Source organism: Pseudactinotalea sp. HY158, assembly GCF_009660225.1.
Taxonomy (GTDB): Bacteria; Actinomycetota; Actinomycetes; order Actinomycetales; family Beutenbergiaceae; genus HY158.
Genome location: NZ_CP045920.1, coordinates 2397659 through 2418352 on the forward strand (window position 1 = coordinate 2397659; position 20694 = coordinate 2418352).

Consider the following 20694-nt stretch of genomic DNA (forward strand, 5'->3'; position numbering starts at 1 on the left):
CCGCTGACGCGGTCGGGAGCACGCGATGTCAGTCGGCGACCCGAGGGCCGTCCGACTGCACCCCATATCGTACCGGATCGTCCGGGGCCGCTGCCATGCGCGGCCGAACCCGGAGCGTGCGACGACGGTCACGTTCTCCCGCCCTCGTTCCCGCGCCCACGCCGAGGCCCATACCCGTGCCCGTGCCCGTGCCCAGGCAAGGACACGTCCGCGCAAGGACGTGTCCTTGTAAAGACACGTTCGTGCAAGGACGCATCCAGGTCCACCGAACCGGCGCGCACCACCCGGGCCCACCCATCGGCCGCACGGGGCAGGCCGGGGGCGGGGGCGTGCGGGAACCGGTGGGAGCACCGGCTCGGCGGGCGTGCTGGGCCTGCGGGTGTACCGGGACTGCGGGTGTACCGGGACTGCGGGTGTACCGGGACTGCGGGTGTGCCGGGACTGAGGGTCGGACTGGGCGGGTGGGTCGGGCCCGCGGGCATGCCGAGCCTGCCGGTCGGGCCTGCGTGTCGGACTGGGCGGGCGCCGGCCGACGCGGCAGGCTGGGGCCATGGTCGCTCACGGTTCCGGCATTGCCGCGCGCGATCGGCTGCGTCCGGCCTCGCCGCGGACGCTGCTTCGCGCCCGGCCCGGGGATGAGCCGCTGCTCGCGGCCTTCGCGGCGACCCTGCTGCTGCGGCGCGGCCTGAGTGAGCACACCGCACGAAATTATCGGGCCGACGTCATCTCGCTGCTGCTCTCCCTGCCCGCCGCCGGCGGGGACGGCGGGCGTGCCGCCATGGACAGCTCCGCGCGCGCCGCCGAGCCCCAGCGGCCCCAGCAGCCCCAGCAGGCCAGGGAGCCCCAGCGGCCCAGGGAGTCCCAGCAGCCCCGGCGGTCCGAGCAGACCGAGTCCGAGCAGTCCGAGCAGACCGAGCAGACCGAGCAGTCCGAGCAGACCGTGCACACCGAGCAGACCGAGCAGCCAGGGGGGCCCAAGGAGCCGGTGGAGCACACGGATCTCGCGGCACTCGACCTCGCGGCGCTGCGCTCCTGGCTGGCCGGGCAGACCCAGGCCGGCCTGGCCCGGGCGACGCTCGCACGCCGGGCCGCGGCCGCACGCACGTTCAGCTCCTGGGCGCACGAGGAGGGTCTGCTCGCGCACGATCCGGCGCTGCGGCTGCAGGCTCCCCGGCCCGATCAGGTGCTGCCGACCGTGCTGAGCGAGGGCGAGGCCGAGTCGGTGCTCACCCGCGCCGAGGTCGAGGCCCGCGACGGCGGAGCGCCTCAGATCCGCGACTGGGCGGTGCTCGAGGTGCTGTACGCCAGCGGTGCCCGGGTGAGTGAGGTCGTCGGCCTCGACACCGACGACGTCGATCTCGACCAGCGCCTGCTGCGGGTGCTCGGAAAGGGCGGCAAGGAGCGGATGGTCCCGATCGGAGTGCCCGCGGCGCGCGCCCTGGCGGCCTGGCTCGCCCGGCGCGGGGACCTGGTCACCGCGGCCTCGGGCCCGGCCCTCTTCCTGGGCGCCCGAGGCGGACGGTACGGCGCGCGGATGGTGCGCGACGTCGTCCATAGGATCGCGACGCGGGCGGGCGTGCGCGACATCGCCCCGCACGGCCTGCGGCACTCGGCCGCGACGCACCTGCTCACCGGCGGCGCGGATCTGCGGGCGGTGCAGGAGGTGCTCGGGCACTCCTCGCTGCAGACGACCCAGCGGTACACGCACGTGAGCCCCGAACGGCTGCGGGCGGTGTTCACCCAGGCACACCCGCGGGCGTGAGTCGCTCCGGCACGGCCGAGCACGGTCACTCGAGCGGGTAGAGCCGGATGACCGGCGGACGCAGCAGCCCGAGCGGGTCGACATAGGCGTCCCTGCCGGTCCGCGCTCCCCAGTGCAGGCACGAGGTGGCGCCGCAGTGCTCGCCGGCGGTGAGCTCGCCGATCGGCTCCCCCGCCCGCACGGGATCGCCCCGGGCGAGCGGGCCGGTCACGGGCTGATAGGTGGTGCGGATCCCGTCGGGGTGGTCGATGCTCACGACGGGCGTGCCGGCGACCGTGCCCGCGAAGGCGACGGTGCCGTCGGCCGCCGCGCGGACCGGCGATCCGACCTCGGCGGCGAGGTCCACACCGCGGTGTCCCGCGAGCCAGGGCTGCGCGGGCGGGTCGAAGGCGCGCAGGACCACCGGGTCATGATCGACCGGGCCGACCGGCGCGACGTAGCCGGATGCGCCGGGCGGGTCGGGCAGGGCCGGCTGGTCGGGCGGGCCGGACAGGTCGGGCGGGGCGCCCTCGGGCGGGTTCGAGGCCGCCGCGGGCATGGCGACGAGGAGCACGACCGCGGCCAGGAACCCGACGAGGAGGCGGCGACTGCTCATCGGGCCCGCCGCCAGCCGTCGCCGTGCCGGGCGACCTTCCCGGCCAGTTCGAGCACCCCGAGCGCGCGGATGACGGCCGCGGGGGCGAGCCCGGCGACCCGCACGAGCGCGTCGACGCCGGTCGCCGCGCGCACGGGCAGGGCGTCGAGGACCTGCGCCGTCTCCGGATCGAGGTCGTCGAGGAGCCCCGCGGGCACCTCCGCCGGGCGCGGGTCGACCGAGCCGATCGGTCCGGCGAGCTCGAGCAGCTCCTCCTCGTCCGTGATGCAGGTGGCGACCTGGTCGCGCAGGAGCCGGTGGCAGCCCGCGCTGGCCGGCGAGGTGACCGGCCCGGGCACGGCCCCGACGGGCCGGAGCAGGCCGGCGGCATGATGGGCCGTGCTCAGCGCGCCGCTGCGCCAAGCCGCCTCGACCACCACGACGGCGGCCGTGGCCGCGGCGATGAGGCGGTTGCGCTGGAGGAATCGCTGGCGCATCGGCGCCGAGCCGGGTGGCGCCTCGGAGACGACCGCGCCGCGCTCGATCACGGACTCGAGCAGCGGGGTGTGCGCGCCCGGGTAGAACCGGTCGACTCCCCCGGCCTGATAGGCGACGGTCGTGCCGCCGACCTCGAGGGTGGCCCGGTGGGCGGCCGCGTCGATGCCGAACGCGCCACCGGAGGTGACCACGAGCCCGGCGTCGGCGGCCGCACCGGCGAGCCGGCCGGTCACGTGCTGCCCGTAGTGGGTGCAGGCGCGCGCGCCGACGAGGGACACGGCCGGCCGGGAGATCGCCTCGATCACGCCGCGCACCCACAGGCACGGCGGCGCCCCGGGGCCCAGGTCGGTCAGCCCGGCGGGCCACCCGGCCCCCTCCGGGGTGAGCACGGCACCGGCGAGGCGGTCGATCGCGTCGTGTTCGCGGCGCGGGTCGAGGTCGCGCAGTCGGGGCCGCCAGTTGCGGGCGCTGCGGGCCCAGGCCGCATGTGGGGGCATCCCCGGGGGACCGTCCGCCCCGCCGGTGGCCAGCCAGTCGAGGGCCGCGACCGGGCCGATGCCCGCGAGGAGGCAGCCGGCGACCCGATCGCCGGGTTCGATGATTCGCGACCAGGCGATCCGCGCCAGCAGCGGATCGGTCGCGTCATATGAGAGCGGGGTCATGTTCGCCTCCAGAGCGCAGCACGAGGGCGGTGCCGAGGTGGTCGACCCGCGGGCGTTCGGCACCGGCGAGATCGGCGACGGTCCAGGCGAGCCGCAGCACCCGGTCGATGCCGCGCAGGCTGAGACGGCCCTGATCGAGCTGGCGCTCGAGCAACCGGAGGCAGTCCGGAGCGACCTGCTTGGTCTGCTCCCGCAGCCACGGCCCGGGCACCTCGCCGTTCGTGCCCCACGGGGTGCCCGCGAGCCGCTCGCGCTGGCGATGGCGGGCCCGCCGCACCCGAGCCGCGACGGTCGCGGTGTCCTCGCCGGCGCGGGCGGCCTCGACGCGGGTGATCCGCCCGACGGTCACCCGGATGTCGACCCGGTCGAGGAGTGGGCCCGAGAGTCGGTTCTCGTACCGCCGCCGCACCTGCGCGGAGCAGGTGCAGTCGATGCCCTTGCCGCTCCCCTTCCCGCACGGGCAGGGGTTGGCGGCGAGCACGAGTTGGAACCGGGCGGGGTAGCGGGCGCTGGCGTAGGAGCGCTGCAGCACGAGCTCACCGTGTTCGAGCGGCTGGCGCAGCGAGTCGAGCACGTGCGGGGCGAACTCGGGCGACTCGTCGAGGAAGAGCACGCCGAGGTGGGCGCGCGAGGCCGACCCCGGCCGCGGGATCCCCGATCCGCCCCCGACGATCGAGGCCATCGTGGCGCTGTGGTGCGGTGCCTCGAACGGCGGCCGGCGAAGCAGGCCGCGGGCGGGGTCGAACGTACCGGACATCGAGTGGATCCCGGTCACCTCGATCGCCTGCGCCTCGCTCAGATCCGGCAGCAGCCCCGGCAGCCGGGCCGCGAGCATCGTCTTGCCGGTGCCCGGCGGGCCGCTCATGAACAGGTGATGCCCGCCGGCAGCGGCGATCTCGAGGGCGGCCCGGGCCTCGTGCTGACCGACCACATCGGCCAGGTCGGCCGGGCCGGCCAGGCCACCGGCGGGTGCGGCGGGTGCGAGCGGGGCGGGTGCGGCGGCTACGGGAGGGGCGGGGGCGTCGTCCGCACGCCCGCCGTGCAGGCGCACGACCTCGGCGAGGTGACCGGCGCCGACCACCCGGGCGCCCGGAACGAGCTCGGCCTCGGCACGGTTCGCGGCCGGGACCACGATCCGCGGCCGGCCACGCGCCACAGCGGCGGCCACGGCGGGCAGGATCCCGCGCACGGGGTGCAGGGCGCCGTCGAGACCGAGCTCGCCCAGATGCACGTGCTCGCCGCCGCCCGGCAGGCTCCCCTGGGCGCGGAGCACGGCCACGGCGATCGCGAGGTCGAAGATCGACCCGGACTTGGGCAGTTCCGCGGGGGTGAGGCCGACGGTGATCCGCCGCAGCGCCCAGGTCAGGCCGGTGGACTGGATCGCGGCCCGCACCCGATCGCGCGCCTCGGCGAGTGCCGTATCGGGCAGGCCGACGATCCGGAACTGCGGCAGGCCGTCGCTCACCTGCGCCTCCACCCCGACGATATCGCCCTGCAGCCCCACGAGCGAGACGGCCATCGTGCTGCCCAGGCCCTGCCGGCTCATCCGATGCCCCGCACGTGCTCGAGCCGCACCGGTCCCGACCGGGGCGCAAGGATCGCGATGAGGTCGAGGCGGATCTCGGGGGGCTCGTGTTCGTGGCTCGCGAGCCATGCCGCCGAGAGTCGACGCAGCCGGGCGAGCTTGCGCGCGGTGATCGCCTCGAGCGGGTGGCCGTGGGCGGTCGAGGTGCGCGTCTTCACCTCGATGAACGCGAGCACCGTGCCCCGGGAGGCGACGAGGTCGATCTCGCCGTACCGGCAGTGCCAATTCGCGTCGTGGATCCGCCAGCCGCGCTCGCCCAGGTAGGCCCGGGCGACGCATTCCCCGGCGCGCCCGATCTGCAGTGGCTGCATCCCGATCACCGCCCTCTCGCTCGATGTCCCGTCATCGTGGCGCAGCGCGGCCCGGGCGTGCGGCGCGGGCCGGCCGGGCTGTGGATCGAGAGGTCGCCTGTGGACGGCGTTGCTCGCCCGGGACGGTTCGGCTCACCCCTCAGGGGTGGTACCGCGGGTCAGCCCGCGGGCGGACGCGCTCCGAGACTCGGGCCGCTCACGAGCCGTTCCAGCAGCCGGTAGAGGGCGTAGAGCACCGCGATCGCCACGGTCACGTGCAGGAGGAACGCGAGCGTGATCCCGGCGATGACGCCCGCGGGCGCGAGCCGCCGTCCCCAGCTGAGGGCGAGCACGGAGGGGATGACGAGCGCCCCGGCCGCACCGCCGAGGATCCGGGTCCACAGCGGCCCGTGCCCCATCCACGGCACCCCGGGCCCGACCCCGAACAGGTCGCCCGTGGCGAGGGCCCCGAGCACGACGACCGCCGCGATGAGCCCCGCGACGACGCCCCGCCAGTACCAGCGGGCGCGCGGCCGCGACCACAGCGTGGCCATCGTGACCGCCGCCCACATGAGCCAGCAGCGGATCACGCCGGTGCCGAGGTCGCGGGCCGCGCGGCGGAACAGCCGGTCGGCGCCGGCGCGATCGAGGTACGGACCGGTGTAGCAGCGGCGCACGGTCGCATCGTGCAGGACCGCGGCCGGCAGGAAGATGCCGCTGCGGGGCACGAGCCAGGTGAAGATCCACGGCACGGAGGCCAGGTCGGTGCGGAACGTGTCCGGATCGGACGGCGCCACGAACGGCTCCTCGTATTCCGCGCTGACGTAGGCGAACCGGCGGAGCACCTGGAAGTCGTGGCCGTCGATGCTGCGCAGGTCCAGCCGCAGCGGGCCGCCGTCCGCGGCGTCCTCGAATCGGCCCCCCGCCGTGCTCACGAGCGGCCGTGCCTCAGGGGAGTTCCAGGTCGGCCTTGGCGAGTTCCTCCACGTTCACGTCCTTGAACGTGACCACGCGGACGGACTTGACGAACCGGGCGGAGCGATAGACGTCCCACACCCAGGCGTCGGCCAGGGTCAGCTCGAAGAACACCTCCCCGCCCGCCGAGCGCACCTGCAGATCCACCTGATTGGCCAGGTAGAACCGGCGCTCGGTCTCGACCACGTAGCTGAACAGATGCACGACGTCGCGATACTCGCGGTAGAGCTCGAGTTCGGCGTCGGTCTCGTACTTCTCCAGGTCCTCTGCACTCACGTGACCCATCATCCCCCATCCGCCGCCGGCCGCGGCCTCGAACGCGGGATCGTGTCGAGGTCCGGCCCCGGTCACCTCGACGGAATCCCGCGTTCGGCGAGGCTCCCATTCGCGGCGGGGCTCCCGGGCCCGGCCGGCCGCGCCCCCTACCCTGGTCGGGTGCCCGATCTCGCCGCCGCCCTCTCGACCACCCTCGTCGCCCTCGGGGCCGAACCGTGGGCGGCCGGCGAGCCGCTGCGGGCAGAGTACGCCGCCTTCCTCGCCGCCGATCCGGGGCGCGTGCACCGCACCGGCCCCGAGCACTTCACCGCCTCGGCCATGGTCTTCACCCCCGACCTCGCGCAGATCCTGCTGTGCCTGCACGGCAAGGCCGGCTTCTGGGTGCAGCTCGGCGGCCACCTCGAGGCCGACGATCCCACCCCGCTCGCGGGGGCGCTGCGGGAGGCGCGGGAGGAGAGCGGGCTGAGTGACGTCGTCGCGACGCGGGATCTGCCCATCGACCTGAACCGGCACGAGCTGGCATCCGAGTTCGGCCGGTGCCGGGCCCACTGGGACGTGGTCTATGCGCTCACCGCGGAGCCGCGGCCGCCCGTGGTGAGCCCGGAGAGCAAGGACGTGCGCTGGTTCCCGACCTCGAGCCTGCCCCCGAACTGCGCCCCGGGTTTCGAAGCTCAGGTCGACGCGGCCCTGGCGCGACTGCGGCCCGCGCAGCACCCGGCTCGCTGACCGACTCGCCCGGCCGCCCGACGAGCCCGGCTGGCGGGCTCGGCTGGCGGGATCGGCTGGTGGGCTCGGCTGGTGGGCTCGACTGGTGGGCTCGGCTCGTGGGCTCGACTGGTGGGCTCGAGCACCCGGCGACCAGGGTGGAACCCCGGAAATCCCGGCCGAAACCGCTGCCTTCGCCCTGGTCACCGACGAGAATGACGATTCGGCCCTGGTCGGCGCCGAGAACCATGGAACGACCCTGGCCGCCGGCGGGAACAGCGGAACGACCCTGGTCGCTCGACCGACCGGCCCGCCGACCGGCTCGACCAGCCGCCGACCAGGGTGGAACCCCGGGAATCTCGGCCGAGACCGCCGCCTTCGCCCTGGTCACCGACGAGAATGACGATTCGGCCCTGGTCGGCGCCGGGAACAGCGGAACGGCCCTGGTCGGCGCCGGGAACCATGGAACGACCCTGGCCGCCGGAGGAACAGCGGAACGACCCTGGTCGCTCGACCGACCGGCCCGCCGACCGGCTCGACCAGCCGGCGACCAGGGTGGAACCCCGGGAATCTCGGCCGAGACCGCCGCCTTCGCCCTGGTCACCGACGAGAATGACGATTCGGCCCTGGTCGGCGCCGGGAACAGCGGAACGGCCCTGGTCGGCGCCGGGAACAGCGGAACGGCCCTGGTCGACGCCGAGAACCATGGAACGGCCCTGGTCGGCGCGATACTCAACCGCCTGGGGCGCTAGTCGAGCAGGCCGGCCTGCACGAACGTGGGCTCGACGCCCGGGAGCCGCCACGACCGCCGGTGCAGCGGCGAGGGGCCGAGGCGCCGCAACGCGTCGGTGTGGGCGGCGGCCGCGTATCCCTTGTTCGAGTCCCACCCGAAGCCCGGATACGCCTCGTGGTGGCCGACCATCATCTCGTCACGCTCGGTCTTGGCGAGCACGGAGGCGGCGGCGATCGCGCTGATGCGCAGGTCGCCCTTGACGTGGGTCTGCACCGGCGGGCAGCCCAGCGGTGCGGACTCCCGGCCGCCACGTGCCGGCTGGCCGCCGGCGCCGTCCGACTGCACCGTCCCTGGCCGGATCTGCCCCGGCCGGATCTGCTCCGACTGAACCGCACCCGGCAGCACCGCACCCGGCAGCACCGCACCCGGCAGCACCGCACCGGGCAGCGCCGGCCCCGGCAGCGCCGGAAGCACGGGCACCTGCGGCTGCACCGGGGTGAGCCAGTCGTGCACGCCGTCGAGCAGCACGAGATCCGGCACGCAGCCGGCCCCGCACACCTGCGCCAGCGCCCGGTGCCCGGCCAGGCGCAGCGCCGCGATGATGCCGTACGCGTCGATCTCGGCCGGGCTCGCGTGCCCGACCGCGCCGGCCACGCACCAGCGGCGGATCGGATCCAACAGTCGCATCCGGGCCTCGGGGGTGAGGAGCTTGGAATCGCGCAGCCCGGCCGGCAGCCGCCCGGTCGAGCCGTCCACGACCACGACCCCGACGCTCACCGGCCCGGCGAGGGCGCCCCGGCCGACCTCGTCCATGCCTGCGATCCGCGCGTGGGAGGCCAGCAGCTCCTTCTCGAGCGTGCGCGTGGGGGCGGATGCGGGCATGGCTCCTACGGTAACGCGGGCCTCAGTCGCCCGCGGTCTCCTGGTCCGGAGCCGGTTCCCGGGTGCCGGGATCGGGCACGTCGGCGAACGTCTCGCCCGAGCGTCCGATCATGCCGAGCCGGTCGAGCGGCCACACCCGCACCCAGGCGGTGCCCACAACGTTGTCGATCGGCACGAAGCCCCCGCCGACCGCGCCCTGGGAGTACCGCGAATCCTGCGACCTGGGGCGGTTGTCACCCATGACCCACAGGTGTTCGGCGGGCACGGTCTCGTCGAAGGTCTTCTCGCTCGGCACCGCGCCCGGCTTGATGTACGGCTCGTCCAGGGGCGCGCCGTTGACGGTCACGCGGCCCTGGTCGTCACAGCAGGCCACCTCGTCGCCGGGCAGGCCGATGACCCGCTTGATGAGGTGCTCGCCGGCGTCCGCGGGCAGCAGGCCCACCCACGTGAGCACCTGCTGGACCACGGTCGGCTCCTCGTAGTGCGGCCGCAGCCAGCCGCCCGGGTCCACGAACACCACGACGTCGCCGCGTTGGATGTCGAGCGGGCCGGGCCGGAGCTTGTTCACGATGAGGCGGTCGTCAACCTTGAGCGTGTCCTCCATCGACTCGCTCGGGATGTAGAACGCCTGAGCGAAGAAGGTCTTGATCACGAGGGAGATGACGAGCGCGGCGACCACCACGATCGCGGCCTCGCGCAGGAACCCGAGCACGCCCTGACTCTGCGCACCCGGCCGACCCGAGGCCGTGCCGCCACGTCGCTGCGCGGGAGGCTCCGTCGTCCCCGATCGACCGACGATCACCTGTCGGGGTCGGTCGGCCGGCGGGAGCCGATGCGGATCCGCGGGCGGGAACGACGGCGGCCGGGAGGGGACGCCGTCCCCGATGGGGTCGACATCCTCCTGCCCGGCCGAGTCAGGACCTTCGTAGGTCAACTCAGTTCGCGGTCTCGCGCAGTTCCTTGACGCGGGTCGCCTTGCCCTTGCGATCGCGCAGGTAGTACAGCTTCGCGCGGCGCACGTCACCGCGGGTGACGACCTCGATCTTGTCGACCGTGGGCGAGTGCAGCGGGAACACACGCTCGACGCCGACACCGAAGGAGAACTTGCGCACGCGGCACGTCTCCCGCAGGCCACTGCCCTGGCGCCCGAGCACAACGCCCTGGAAGATCTGCACGCGCGAGCGGCTGCCTTCCACGATGTTCACGTGCACCTTGACCGTGTCACCGGCCCGGAACTGCGGGATCTCCTTGAGGGAGCCCGCGTCGATCGAATCCAGTTTCTGCATGGTGTGCCTTCCCGCGCTTGCCTCGGGTCAAGAGCGAATGTTCGGGCGGTGGTTCCGCCGTGATCAGGGTGGGCCGGTGATCGTGTGGATGGTCGCTCCCCCGCGGCAGAGCGAACCGGCGGCTCACCGGGCCGTCGCTGAAGTTTGTCACACCCCGGGCCGCGGTGGAAATCCATCCGGGTCGAGCGTGCGCTCCATCACGTAGTCGTCCTCGACGCGCGCGCCGACGGTGAACGTGCGCTCCCCCGCGACGGCGAATGAATGACGCCGGTAGAAGGCCTGGGCGCGGGCGTTGCGTTGGTTCACGCCGAGCCACAGGCGGGCCATCCCGGCCGCGGCGGCGCCCTCGATCGCGGCCTCGAGCAGCCGGTCCGCGACGCCGCTGCCGTGGTGCTCGGGCAGCACGTAGACCTTGTTCAGGTCGCCGACCCGGCCGGCCGGCCCACTCGGCCCAGTGGACCCGGTCAACACAGTGGGCGCGAGGGGGCCCCGGTGGTCGAGCACGACCATCGCGTAGCCCACGACGGCCCCGGCGACCTCGGCGAGCCAGAGCTGTCGCCGCCGCGCCTTGGCCCAGCCCCGGAACGCGGCCGCGGTCAGGTTCTCCGCAACGAAGGCCGCCGCCTCCGCGGGCGGGAATCCGGGCGGGCAGGCGAGCGGGAAGGTGCGGGCCGCGACGTCGGCAAGGTCGGCGGCGTCGGAGAGCCGGGCGCGGCGCACGCTCACCTCGTGGGCGGCCAGGAGGTCGGGGCGGACGGCGGCCGTGCGGGCCACGGCCCGGGCGCGCCGCCACCGCTCGATCCGGCCGTGGTCGCCGGAGCGCAACACCGCGGGGATGTCGAGTCCGCGCCACTGCGCCGGGGCCGTGTACACGGGGTACTCGAGCAGGCCCGCCCGGCCGTGCGACTCCTCCACGAGCGAGTGCGGGTTACCCACGACCCCGGGCAGGAGGCGCCCGATCGCCTCGATCATCACGACCGCGGCGACCTCGCCCCCGTTGAGCACGTAGTCGCCGATCGACAGCTCCCGCACGCGCACCCCCGCCGCGGCGTAGTGGGCGCCCACGCGGGCGTCGATGCCCTCGTACCGGCCGCAGGCCACGATCAGGTGGGCCCCGCCGGCGATCTCGGCGGCGATCTCCCCGGCGATCCGCTGGGTGAACGGCTCCCCCGCCGGGGTGGGCACGACGAGGGTCGCCGGCGCGCCCGGGTCCGAGCCTGTGAGGAGGTCGTCGATCGCGCGCCCCCAGACGTCGGGGCGCATGACCATGCCCGCACCGCCGCCGGCCGGGGTGTCGTCGACGGTCCGGTGCCGGTCCGTGGTCCAGTCCCGCAGATCATGGACGCCGACCCGCAGGTCTCCCTGCGCGCGCGCCTTCCCCAGGAGCGAGAGCTCGAGCACGTCGAGGAACGCCGGGAAGATCGACACGATGTCGATCTTCCCGGCGTTCGGGCCGTCCGGTTGCCGCGCCTCGGTCACGGGCGCTCGTCCGTGTCGGTGGTGTCAGCTCTGTCGGCTGTGTCGCCGGGGTCGGCAGTATCGGCAGTATCGGCACTGTCGTCGGCATCACCGGCGAGCAGACCCGCCGGCGGGTCGATCACGACCCGCCCGCCGGGAACGTCGACCACGGGCACGATGGCGGCGACGAACGGCACGAGCGTGCGCGCCCCGGAGGTTTCGGCGAGCACGAGCACGTCGTGGGCCGGGTAGTACTCGAGCCCACGGATCTGGCCGAGCACCCGGCCGGTGGGATCCTCCGCCCGCAGCCCGGCGAGCTCGTGCGGGTACCACGCGTCGGGTTCACTCTCGGGCTCGGTCAGGAGCTCGACGCCCCGGAGGCCCTCGACCGCAGTGCGGTCCTCGTAGCCCTCGAAGCTCGCGTACCAGTGGGATTCGCGCCGCAGCAGTGCGGCGATCGTGAGCGGGCCGGCCGCGCTCGTCAGCGTCGTGCCCACCGCGAGCCGCTCGGTCGGGCGGTCGGTGTGCAGGCGCAGCCGTGCGAGCCCGCGCAGCCCGTTCGGGGCGCCGATCGTGGCGATCCGCAGCAGCATCGGTTCCTCAGTCACCGCCGGCGATTCCTTCCGCTCATGCGAACGGGCCCGCACTGTGCAATGCGGGCCCGTTCACGGCTGATCTCAACGACGATCGACGTCCACCACGTCGACCCGCACGGGGCCGTCGGTGGAGAGCGCGTTCATCACGGTCCGCAGCGCTCGCGCGGTGCGGCCCGAACGGCCGATGACCCGACCGAGATCGTCGGGGTGGACCCGGACCTCGAGCAGGTCCCCGCGGCGCAGCGACCGCGCGGTGACCTGGACGTCGTCGGGCTTGTCGACGATCCCGCGCACCAGGTGGTCGAGCGCGTCGGTGAGCATCAGTCCTCGCTGTTCGAGGTGTCCGCGGACTCGTCGGCGGGGGCCTCGGCAGCCTTGGCCGCGGCGGCGGCCTTGGCCTCGGAGGCCCGGGCCTTGCGCAGTTCGGCGTCCGCCTCGGCGGCCTTGACGGCCTCGGCCGGGTCGCCCTTCTCGGCCTTGACCGTCAGGGTGCCCTCGGTGCCGGGCAGGCCCTTGTGGGTCTGCCAGTCGCCGGTCACCTTGAGGAGTGCGAGCACCTGCTCGGTGGGCTGTGCGCCCACGCCGAGCCAGTACTGCGCGCGCTCCCGGTCGATGTCGATGAGCGAGGGCTCCTCGGTCGGGTGGTACTTGCCGATCTCCTCGATCACGCGACCGTCGCGCTTGGTGCGCGAGTCGGCGACGACGACACGGTAGTAGGGCGCCCGGATCTTGCCGAGACGCTTCAAACGGATCTTGACAGCCACGTGTTGGCTCACTCCTGGTTCGTGGGGGGTGAATACCGCCGCCTGCAGGTGGGGCCAACCGGCGGACGATCTTCGTGGACGCGTGTCGCATCAGTGAGAGGGCTGAGTGCACACGGGTACAGCGGGTTAGTCTGCCAGATGCCGGGGGCCTGCTGCCACTCGGCCCCTCCCGCGGGACTGTGGCGCGGGTCACAGGCGGCGACCTCGCGCGGGCAGATGGCCCAGGTGTCCGGCGCCACGGGGCCCGCGCCGGGGCCATCCAGACGAGCGAACGGGTCAGGTCGCGGCGCGTGAAGTGTTCAGCCATGCGCGCTCAGTCGAGTCGTCGTAGAGAACGACATGCACAGACTCGGCGGCGTCGGAGGGGTCATCCAACCCGGCCGCGCTGAAGAACTTCTCTCGAACTTCACCCTGCGTCAGAACTGAGGAGCCACCGTTGAACCAGTAGATGATCAACTCTGGTCGATACTCGAACCGTTCGTCATCCGTGGAACGCTCTCGCCCAAGCGACTCCGCGATGTGCCGCCACCACCAGCGATCAGATTCGCCGAGCGAACAGCCGAAGATGATGTAGAGCTCCGTGTCAGCGAAGAGGTGCTTGTAGCGGCGCTCGTTCTGCGCCCAGAACGGCTTCGCGAGCCGCAAACCGCGGTCCTGATTGCCGGCCGTTCGCACGGGCTCATCGATCCCGAACAGGAGTGATCGCGGAATGCTCTGGTGCCCGTGCGGGTGAACAACGTCGGTCATGACGTAGGAGGAGAACGTGTCTCCCGGCCGAACGTGGGCGTTCGCCACCTCGGACGGGTTGCCCTTGAAGACGAAGTTGCGATCGACCGTCCGGTACGGGAGTGGATCGAACTGCTTCTGATCCAGGTAGACGAAGTCATCAAGCAACGGCGTGTAGTTGAAGTTGACGAACAGGAAGTTGTACACGTCGAAGTTCTGCACGCGCCCTGGAAACCCCATGCGGCGATAGACCTCGGGCTCGAGGTCGCCGAGGAAGCCGCTGAGGGACCCCACCGCCAACGATCGGTCCATCGAGTCCGATCCCAAGGCCGTGAGCAGGTCGCTCGGAACTGCGAGACTCAGGAACTCCGAGAACTCACCCTGCATGTCCCGGAGGGCCTGCGAAAGGTCAGTCGCGCGCCAAGGGTCCCGCGCCAACAGGTCGGCAACGACGCCTTCGACGTCACTCCAGTCCTCCTTCCCTTCTTCGCGGAGCTTCTCCATCTCCTGAAGGATCGGATTCCCCTCATCGAATGAACGAAGCTTCAGGAAGTGATAGAAGCTGACGTACCTCGTGTCGACAGCCGAGCCGTAGTCGGATAGAGCCTGAACGTCGAACCCGTTGCCGACGAAAGCGATGATGTTGTGCTGGTTGCCTGGACTGTCGAAGCCCGAGGCCCGGTACTCGCGATGGCCCATCTTCTAACCCCGACGCTCATCGGGGCACGGAACAACAACGCAGTCGGTCAAGGTATCCCTCCACAACTCGAAGACATGGTCCATCTCGGCCGGATCGACGAACGTGTCGAACGTCGACTTGGCGCGCTCGACGTTCACTCGGTCGCGGAGGACCCCGGCCGTCCACTCGATGCTCTGGCGGACGTCCGCCCCGACCTCGGCGTGGTCGGCGAACTCGGCGATCACCCGGGCCGTGTCGACCGGATCGGCCACGGCCATGAGCCGCCATAGGTCGCCGAGGTCCTTGTCGCGGACCTGCCCCGTGCGCGGCGCCCGCAGCCGTTCTCCGATCTTGGAGCCCTTTGCGAGGATCAGCGCAGGGACCTCGGCCACGTTGACCCGCGCCGACAGTCGCGCGTCGGCGAGGTCGGTGATCGTCAGGGGTGATCGATTGAAGGCCGCAAGCTCTAGACCCAAGGCGTTTCCGACCGCGAGCTTGCCGTGCGCTGGTTGCAGAGCGGGCACCCCCCGCCTGGTCCGGCTCGCCGTGCCCGACAAGCCGTGCGGCGCGAGCAGGTCGATCTTCTCCCGGAACGCCCGCGTCCCGTCCGGCTCGTCGTACGACTCTCGCCCCCACAGTCCCGGCCGCGCCGTGGTGCGATGTTCGTAGCCGGCTTCGGCCAGCAGTGCCTCGATGCTGGGCACATCGCCGACCAACCCCGGCGTGACGCCGAGGTCGCCGTCTCCGGTCGGCATCCTCGGCACGTCGAGGTCCATCGTGCGCAAGAGGACGGCGTGGGCTCCGACCAACGTCAGCGATTCGGCATGGGCCGCAAGGACACCGACGACGTTGATGATCGCACGGCGGCTCCACTCGATCTCGGTGCGCGGCGCCTTGAGGTCCCTCATGCCACTCGCCGCCCCAGCAGGATGTCGGCCTGTTCGGCCATGCGGTCGATGCCGCCGTAGGCGTCGATGACGACCTGGTCGCGTGCCACCACCGTGACGTCATCGATCGTGGTGCGCCCGAGCTCACACACCCCGTCGAACGGGATCAGGGTGACGCGCATGCCGAAGGAGACCGGGTCTTTGCGCACCAGGCCCGCAGTCTGGGCTGCGCGTTCGACGTCCTCGACGTAGAGGACCGGCCATGCCTCGCCCGCGCTGGAGCGATAGAGGTTCGCAGCGGCATCGCCGGTCACGGCGTAGTCCACGCCTGCGGGGCCCAAGGCATCGGCAAGCTCGAATGCGGTCGCGCCGGCCTTGAAACCGACCGCTCCGGCCCGACGAGTCAGCCGAGCGGCGCGCCCCGCCCGAAACAGGAGATCGGCTTCTTTGCCGGCGACCGTCCGGCCGCGGTCATCGATGAGCCCGATCCGCGCCCAGCGCTGCCGCCAGGCGTCGACGGCCGGCGTCATCTCGATGCCCAACGTGGGATCGAAGGCCAACCGGGCGGCTGCGATCGCCCCGACGTCGGCGGCACCGGTGAATCCGATCGGCTCCCCCAGGACCGTCAGGATCTCCTGAGCCAGATCGAACGACGGGCTGACCGCACCGGACTCGATCCGGGTCACCGTCGTCGGGGCAACGTCGACCAACGCCGCGAGTTGTCGAGCACTGAGCCCGTTCACGCGACGCAGCATCGAGATGCGCTCCGCAAGGTCCACGAGCCAAGCCTACAGCGGCGTTGCAAATACGCAACATAGTCGAAGGGTCCGGGGCTCTTCGCTGTTGACGGTCTGCGGGTCGTCGGCACGCTCCGGGCCGTACACACCGTCCTGATAGGCCTCACGTTGTGTTCTCGCTGAACATCACGAAGCTCTCGAAGAACGTCAGCGCACTCGCCGGCCCCGCAGGAAGACGGCGCTCGGGCGGGCGAGCACACCGATGTCGGTCCGCGGATCCTCCGGGTAGACGACGACGTCCGCCGGCGCCCCCTCGGCGATCCCGGGCGCCCCGAGATACGTGCGCGCGGCCCACGTCGCGGCGGCGAGGACATCGGCGGCGGGCACCCCCGCGGCCACGAGCTCGGCGGCCTCGTCGGCGATCCGGCCGTGCCGGATCAGGCCCCCGGCGTCGGTGCCCACGAGGATCTGCACGCCGGCGGCGTGCATCGCGGCCACCTGCTCGTGGCGGCGGGCGTGCAGGCGTCGCATCCGTGCGGCATAGCGGGGATACCTCACACCGGCCTGGTCGGCGATCGCGGCGAAGTTGGCGATCTGCACGAGCGTGGGGGTGACGGCGACACCCGCCTCCGCGGCCCGGTCGAGCTGGGCGGGTGTCATGCCGGTGCCGTGCTCGATGCAGTCGACGCCGGCGTCGAGCAGATCCTCGACCGTCTCGGTGGCGAAGGTGTGCACCATGACCCGGGCGCCGTGGCCGTGGGCCGCCGCCACTCCCTCCCGCAGTTGCCTCGCCGTCCACAGGGGCCGCAGGTCGGCGGCGGCGCCGTCGCTCCGGTCGATCCAGTCCCCCACGATCTTGACCCAGCCGTCGCCGGCGCGGGCCTGGGCGGCCATCGCGGCCGGCAGGTCGTCCGGGTCGTCGAGCTCGTGGGCGTAATCGCGCACGTACCGCTTCGGACGCGCGAGGTGCCGGCCGGCGCGGATGAGGCGGGGCATGCCCGTCTCGCGCCGGATCCACGCCGTGTCGGCCGGTGACCCGGCATCGCGCACGAGCAGCACCCCGGCGCGCACGTCCGCGTCCGCCTGGGCGCGGGTCGCGGCCTCATCGATCGCGCCGAGTGGGCCGAGGCCGAGGTGGCAGTGCACATCGACGAGTCCGGGGGTGATCCAGCCCAACAGCGACTCGGGCGACTCGGGCGCCTCACCCGACTCCCCCGACTCCCAGCCGGCAGCGGACGCGAAGGTGAGCCGGTCGCCGTCGATACGAACCCGCTCGCGCTCCACCCCACCCGTGAGGACGACGCCGCTCAGCGTGGTCACGGGCGGCTAGTTCTTGAGGAAGTCGCCGAGGTCGCTCGGGAGCTTGCCCGGGTCGAAGTCCGCGGGCTCGGGCGCCTGCCCGAACGCCGACCCGGCGCTCGCCTGGGATTGCGAGGCGGCCTCGCGTTCCTGCTGGGCGCGCTTGGCGGGATTGCCGGACTTGCCCTTCTTGCGCTTGGGCGCCGGCGCCATCCGGCCGCGGGACTTCTTGCCGCTGCCGGGCAGGGACCCCATGCCGCCCGCACCGGGCATCCCGCCCATGCCGGGCATGCCCCCCATGCCGGGCATCCCACGGCCCCCGCTCTTGGCCATCGAACGCATCATGGTCTTGGCCTGGTCGAACCGCTGGAGCAGCTGGTTGATCTCGGTCACGGTGGTGCCGGATCCGCGGGCGATGCGGCTGCGGCGGGAGCCGTTGAGGATCTTCGGATTGTCGCGCTCACCGGGGGTCATCGAGTTGATGATCGCCTCGATCCGGTCGACCTCGCGCTCGTCGAAGTTCTCGAGCTGGTCGCGCATCTGCCCCATGCCGGGCAGCATCCCGAGCATCTTCTTCATCGATCCGAGCTTGCGCAGCTGCTGCATCTGGGCCATGAAGTCGGCGAGGGTGAAGTCGCCGTCGCCCGAGATCTTGTGGGCGATCTCGGCGGCCTGCTGCTCGTCGAAGGCCTTCTCGGCCTGCTCGATCAGGGTGAGGATGTCGCCCATGTCGAGGATGCGCGAGGCCATCCGGTCCGGGTGGAAGCGCTCGAAGTCGGAGAGCTTCTCACCGGTCGAGGCGAACAGCACGGGGCGGCCGGTGACCGTCCGGATCGACAGGGCCGCCCCGCCGCGGGCGTCGCCGTCGAGCTTGGAGAGCACGACCCCGGTGAAGCCGACGCCGTCACGGAAGGCCTCGGCCGTCGTCACGGCGTCCTGGCCGATCATCGCATCGACCACGAAGAGGGTCTCGTCGGGGTTCACGGCGTCGCGGATGTTCGCGGCCTGCCGCATGAGTTCCTCGTCGACGCCGAGGCGTCCGGCGGTGTCGACGATCACGACGTCGTGGAGCTTGGCGCGGGCGTGCTCGACGCCGGCGCGGGCCACGAGCACCGGGTCGCCGACGCCGTTGCCGGGCTCGGGCGCCCACACGGCCACGCCGGCCTGCTCGCCCACGACCTGCAGCTGGGTCACGGCGTTGGGTCGCTGGAGGTCGGCCGCGACGAGGAGCGGGGTGTGCCCCTGCTCGCGCAGCCAGACGCCGAGCTTCCCGGCCAGCGTCGTCTTCCCGGCGCCCTGGAGGCCGGCGAGCATGATGACCGTCGGCGGGCGCTTCGCGAGGGTCAGCTCCCGGGACTCGCCGCCGAGGATCTCGATGAGTTCGTCGTTGACGATCTTGACGATCTGCTGACCGGGCTGGAGCGCCTTGGACAGGTCGGCGTCCTTGGCCTTCTCCCGCACCGCGCTGGTGAAGGCGCGCACGGCGGGCACGGCCACGTCGGCGTCGAGCAGGGCCCGGCGCACCTCGCTGATCGTCGTGTCGATGTCGGCGTCGGTGAGCCGGCCCTTGCCGCGCAGGGACTTGAGGCTGGCGGTGAGCCGGTCGGAAAGGCTGGCGAACACGGATGCGGTCCTTCGAGGCGTCGGGTATCGGGTCGTGCTGCTACAGGATAGGTGCTCAGCTCAGGAGGGCGTCCACGAAGTCCGCGGCGCTGAAGGGCGCGAGGTCGTCCGGGCCCTCCCCCAGGCCGACGAACTTCACGGGCACGCCGAGTTCGCGCTGGACGGCGATGACGATCCCGCCCTTGGCGGTGCCGTCGAGCTTGGTGAGCACGATCCCGGTCACGCCGACGGCCTCGGCGAAGACCTGGGCCTGGCGCAGGCCGTTCTGGCCGGTCGTGGCGTCGAGCACGAGCAGCACCTCGCTCACGGGTGCCGCGCGCCCGACCACGCGGGCGACCTTGCCGAGTTCGTCCATGAGGCCGGCCTTGTTCTGCAGCCGGCCGGCCGTGTCGACGATCACCACGTCGGCGCCGTCGGCGCGACCGGTGGCGACCGCGTCGAAGGCGACGGCGGCCGGGTCGGCGCCGTCCCGGTCGGAGCGGACGACGGGCACCCCGACCCGCTCGCCCCACGTCTGCAGTTGGTCGGCGGCGGCGGCCCGGAAGGTGTCGGCGGCGCCGAGGACGACGTCACGCTCCTCGGCCACGAGCAGGCGCGCGAGCTTTCCGGCGGTGGTGGTCTTGCCGGTGCCGTTGACGCCGACCATGAGGATGGTCGCCGGGTGCGGCTCGCCGTCGTCGCCGAGGCGGGTCGCGGTCTCGAGGCTCCGGTCCATGGCCGGGTTCACGAGATCGAGCAGGAGGGTGCGCAGTTCCCCGCGCACGGAGTCCGGGTCGAGGGCGCCGGCCACGCGCGAGCGGGTGCGCAGCGCGCTCATGAGCTCATCGGTCGGGGCCGAGCCGACGTCGGCGATCAGGAGGGTCTCCTCGAGTTCCTCCCAGTCGGCCTCGGTCAGGTGGTCGCGGGAGAGCACCGCGAGCAGGGCGCTGCCGAGGGCCCCGGAGCGGGCGAGCCGGCTGCGCAGACGCTCCATCCGGGTGCCGGCGCTCTCGGGGCGCTCGAGGGTAGGCGCCGCCTGTTCGATCGCCCCGTCGATGTCGACGGTGTCGAGCACGCCGGCGGACTCGTCGCCCTCCGGCGGCGCGAGGGTGTCGACCCCGCCGGTGCCGGGCCCCTCGCCGTCCGACTCGGGTCGCTCAGCGGTGCCGGCGGGCGGTGTCTGCCGGGTCGGCGGCACCTCGGGGCCGCGCCGGCCACCGCGGCCGGGACGCAGGAACACGACCGTGCCGACCACGAGCACGACGATGGCGAGGGCGATCCACAGGAGCCAGGAGAAGGTATCCGTCACATCCCCTAGTCTGCCTCAACGACCGCGCGCCACCGAGCGGGGACCGATCCCCACACCCCGGGTGGTCGTCCTCCCCACTCACGAAGCAGGGCCCGTTCCCCGCACGAAGCAGGGGCCGTCGCGGTCAGGCGCGTGGGTGCGGCTCCGCCTCGCCCAGGGTCCACAGATCGCCGACCCGCAGATCACCCGTGCGGGCGGCGGGCTCGGCGATCGCGGCGGCCTCGGCCCGCACGGAGGTGAAGGCGGATCGGTCCCGCAGTGCGCCCCGATAGCGCGACCAGGCGTGCTTCCAGTCCCCACCGCGCGTCCCCAGGATCACGACGATCACGATCAAGGCGCACACGATGGCCGAGACGGTGGCGAGGACGGCTGCGGTCATGTTCCGATTCTCACCCGCCCCGCCGCCGCG

Annotated in this window: 23 protein-coding genes and 1 pseudogene; 3 read left to right on the top strand and 21 right to left on the bottom strand. The window is 72.9% G+C overall.

The window, feature by feature from the left end:
• The first annotated feature begins 550 nt into the window (after window positions 1–550).
• The gene (locus GCE65_RS10555; protein ID WP_228759899.1) at window positions 551–1762 is read left to right on the top strand and encodes a tyrosine-type recombinase/integrase; all 1212 of its coding nucleotides are present in this window, start codon (window positions 551–553) and stop codon (window positions 1760–1762) included.
• A 25-nt stretch (window positions 1763–1787) separates the two neighbouring features.
• Here GCE65_RS10555 and GCE65_RS10560 read toward each other — a convergent pair whose 3' ends face one another.
• From GCE65_RS10560 to GCE65_RS10585, 6 genes are all read right to left on the bottom strand, one after another.
• A complete protein-coding gene (locus tag GCE65_RS10560) occupies window positions 1788–2357 on the bottom strand; it encodes a M23 family metallopeptidase (protein ID WP_194928676.1) in 570 nt (189 codons plus the stop codon).
• On the bottom strand, window positions 2354–3496 hold the full coding sequence (locus tag GCE65_RS10565; protein ID WP_153878356.1) for a DNA-processing protein DprA: 1143 nt from the start codon (window positions 3494–3496) through the stop codon (window positions 2354–2356). Before GCE65_RS10565 ends, GCE65_RS10560 begins: the two co-directional genes overlap by 4 nt.
• The gene (locus GCE65_RS10570; RefSeq protein WP_228759900.1) at window positions 3477–5042 is read right to left on the bottom strand and encodes a YifB family Mg chelatase-like AAA ATPase; all 1566 of its coding nucleotides are present in this window, start codon (window positions 5040–5042) and stop codon (window positions 3477–3479) included. The genes GCE65_RS10565 and GCE65_RS10570 overlap by 20 nt, the downstream gene beginning before the upstream one ends.
• On the bottom strand, window positions 5039–5392 hold the full coding sequence (locus GCE65_RS10575; RefSeq protein WP_152818390.1) for a YraN family protein: 354 nt from the start codon (window positions 5390–5392) through the stop codon (window positions 5039–5041). Before GCE65_RS10575 ends, GCE65_RS10570 begins: the two co-directional genes overlap by 4 nt.
• A gap of 158 nt (window positions 5393–5550) precedes the next feature.
• Window positions 5551–6306, bottom strand: coding sequence for a DUF1353 domain-containing protein (locus GCE65_RS10580; RefSeq protein WP_153878358.1), 756 nt, complete (start codon window positions 6304–6306; stop codon window positions 5551–5553).
• Between the two features lie 13 nt (window positions 6307–6319).
• Window positions 6320–6622 carry a DUF2469 domain-containing protein gene (locus tag GCE65_RS10585; RefSeq protein ID WP_153878359.1) on the bottom strand — a complete coding sequence of 101 codons (303 nt, stop codon included), beginning with the start codon at window positions 6620–6622 and terminating at the stop codon, window positions 6320–6322.
• A 159-nt stretch (window positions 6623–6781) separates the two neighbouring features.
• Here GCE65_RS10585 and GCE65_RS10590 point away from each other — a divergent pair, with 159 nt between their 5' ends.
• Entirely contained in the window at window positions 6782–7348 is a 567-nt protein-coding gene (locus GCE65_RS10590; protein ID WP_152818393.1) for an NUDIX hydrolase, read from the top strand.
• Window positions 7349–7575: 227 nt separating this feature from the next.
• Window positions 7576–8079: a hypothetical protein gene (locus tag GCE65_RS10595; RefSeq protein WP_153878361.1), complete on the top strand. Its 504-nt coding sequence runs from the start codon at window positions 7576–7578 to the stop codon at window positions 8077–8079.
• Here GCE65_RS10595 and GCE65_RS10600 read toward each other — a convergent pair.
• The 15 genes and pseudogenes from GCE65_RS10600 to GCE65_RS10665 all read right to left on the bottom strand — a co-directional run bounded on the left by GCE65_RS10600 (window position 8076) and on the right by GCE65_RS10665 (window position 20664).
• Entirely contained in the window at window positions 8076–8942 is an 867-nt protein-coding gene (locus GCE65_RS10600; RefSeq protein ID WP_153878362.1) for a ribonuclease HII, read from the bottom strand. The genes GCE65_RS10595 and GCE65_RS10600 overlap by 4 nt on opposite strands.
• Before the next feature lie 22 nt (window positions 8943–8964).
• Entirely contained in the window at window positions 8965–9654 is a 690-nt protein-coding gene (lepB, locus tag GCE65_RS10605) for a signal peptidase I (protein ID WP_370460108.1), read from the bottom strand.
• A gap of 223 nt (window positions 9655–9877) precedes the next feature.
• Entirely contained in the window at window positions 9878–10228 is a 351-nt protein-coding gene (rplS, locus tag GCE65_RS10610) for a 50S ribosomal protein L19 (RefSeq protein ID WP_152818396.1), read from the bottom strand.
• A gap of 147 nt (window positions 10229–10375) precedes the next feature.
• Complete coding sequence (locus GCE65_RS16645; protein ID WP_228760197.1) at window positions 10376–10954, bottom strand: GNAT family N-acetyltransferase; 579 nt, start codon at window positions 10952–10954, stop codon at window positions 10376–10378.
• Window positions 10949–11707, bottom strand: a pseudogene (trmD, locus tag GCE65_RS16650) (tRNA (guanosine(37)-N1)-methyltransferase TrmD); the annotation flags it as partial. The pseudogene trmD and the gene GCE65_RS16645, both read right to left, overlap by 6 nt.
• Window positions 11704–12294, bottom strand: coding sequence for a ribosome maturation factor RimM (gene rimM, locus GCE65_RS10620; protein WP_370460109.1), 591 nt, complete (start codon window positions 12292–12294; stop codon window positions 11704–11706). The pseudogene trmD and the gene rimM, both read right to left, overlap by 4 nt.
• A 69-nt stretch (window positions 12295–12363) precedes the next feature.
• Complete coding sequence (locus GCE65_RS10625) at window positions 12364–12603, bottom strand: RNA-binding protein (protein WP_153878365.1); 240 nt, start codon at window positions 12601–12603, stop codon at window positions 12364–12366.
• On the bottom strand, window positions 12603–13046 hold the full coding sequence (gene rpsP, locus GCE65_RS10630) for a 30S ribosomal protein S16 (RefSeq protein WP_153878366.1): 444 nt from the start codon (window positions 13044–13046) through the stop codon (window positions 12603–12605). The genes GCE65_RS10625 and rpsP overlap by 1 nt, the downstream gene beginning before the upstream one ends.
• A 276-nt stretch (window positions 13047–13322) precedes the next feature.
• Window positions 13323–14471: an AbiH family protein gene (locus tag GCE65_RS10635; protein WP_153878367.1), complete on the bottom strand. Its 1149-nt coding sequence runs from the start codon at window positions 14469–14471 to the stop codon at window positions 13323–13325.
• A gap of 3 nt (window positions 14472–14474) precedes the next feature.
• Complete coding sequence (locus tag GCE65_RS10640) at window positions 14475–15359, bottom strand: hypothetical protein (RefSeq protein WP_153878368.1); 885 nt, start codon at window positions 15357–15359, stop codon at window positions 14475–14477.
• A complete protein-coding gene (locus GCE65_RS10645; RefSeq protein WP_153878369.1) occupies window positions 15356–16117 on the bottom strand; it encodes a helix-turn-helix transcriptional regulator in 762 nt (253 codons plus the stop codon). Before GCE65_RS10645 ends, GCE65_RS10640 begins: the two co-directional genes overlap by 4 nt.
• A gap of 165 nt (window positions 16118–16282) precedes the next feature.
• Window positions 16283–17395 (bottom strand): amidohydrolase family protein, encoded by a 1113-nt coding sequence (locus GCE65_RS10650; RefSeq protein WP_228759901.1) that lies wholly within the window; start codon window positions 17393–17395, stop codon window positions 16283–16285.
• Between the two features lie 6 nt (window positions 17396–17401).
• Entirely contained in the window at window positions 17402–18997 is a 1596-nt protein-coding gene (gene ffh / locus GCE65_RS10655; RefSeq protein ID WP_153878370.1) for a signal recognition particle protein, read from the bottom strand.
• Window positions 18998–19052: 55 nt separating this feature from the next.
• Window positions 19053–20285: a signal recognition particle-docking protein FtsY gene (ftsY, locus tag GCE65_RS10660; RefSeq protein ID WP_153878371.1), complete on the bottom strand. Its 1233-nt coding sequence runs from the start codon at window positions 20283–20285 to the stop codon at window positions 19053–19055.
• 124 nt (window positions 20286–20409) lie between these two features.
• Complete coding sequence (locus GCE65_RS10665; RefSeq protein ID WP_152818399.1) at window positions 20410–20664, bottom strand: hypothetical protein; 255 nt, start codon at window positions 20662–20664, stop codon at window positions 20410–20412.
• Between the last annotated feature and the right edge of the window lie 30 nt (window positions 20665–20694).

Coding starts and splice junctions, on each gene's coding strand:
- GCE65_RS10555 (WP_228759899.1), top strand. CDS start 551: ATGGTCGCTCACGGTTCCGGCATTGCCGCGCGCGATCGGCTGCGTCCG.
- GCE65_RS10560 (WP_194928676.1), bottom strand. CDS start 2,357: ATGAGCAGTCGCCGCCTCCTCGTCGGGTTCCTGGCCGCGGTCGTGCTC.
- GCE65_RS10565 (WP_153878356.1), bottom strand. CDS start 3,496: ATGACCCCGCTCTCATATGACGCGACCGATCCGCTGCTGGCGCGGATC.
- GCE65_RS10570 (WP_228759900.1), bottom strand. CDS start 5,042: ATGAGCCGGCAGGGCCTGGGCAGCACGATGGCCGTCTCGCTCGTGGGG.
- GCE65_RS10575 (WP_152818390.1), bottom strand. CDS start 5,392: ATGCAGCCACTGCAGATCGGGCGCGCCGGGGAATGCGTCGCCCGGGCC.
- GCE65_RS10595 (WP_153878361.1), top strand. CDS start 7,576: ATGGAACGACCCTGGCCGCCGGCGGGAACAGCGGAACGACCCTGGTCG.
- GCE65_RS10600 (WP_153878362.1), bottom strand. CDS start 8,942: ATGCCCGCATCCGCCCCCACGCGCACGCTCGAGAAGGAGCTGCTGGCC.
- rplS (WP_152818396.1), bottom strand. CDS start 10,228: ATGCAGAAACTGGATTCGATCGACGCGGGCTCCCTCAAGGAGATCCCG.
- GCE65_RS10625 (WP_153878365.1), bottom strand. CDS start 12,603: ATGCTCACCGACGCGCTCGACCACCTGGTGCGCGGGATCGTCGACAAG.
- GCE65_RS10635 (WP_153878367.1), bottom strand. CDS start 14,471: ATGGGCCATCGCGAGTACCGGGCCTCGGGCTTCGACAGTCCAGGCAAC.
- GCE65_RS10640 (WP_153878368.1), bottom strand. CDS start 15,359: ATGAGGGACCTCAAGGCGCCGCGCACCGAGATCGAGTGGAGCCGCCGT.
- GCE65_RS10665 (WP_152818399.1), bottom strand. CDS start 20,664: ATGACCGCAGCCGTCCTCGCCACCGTCTCGGCCATCGTGTGCGCCTTG.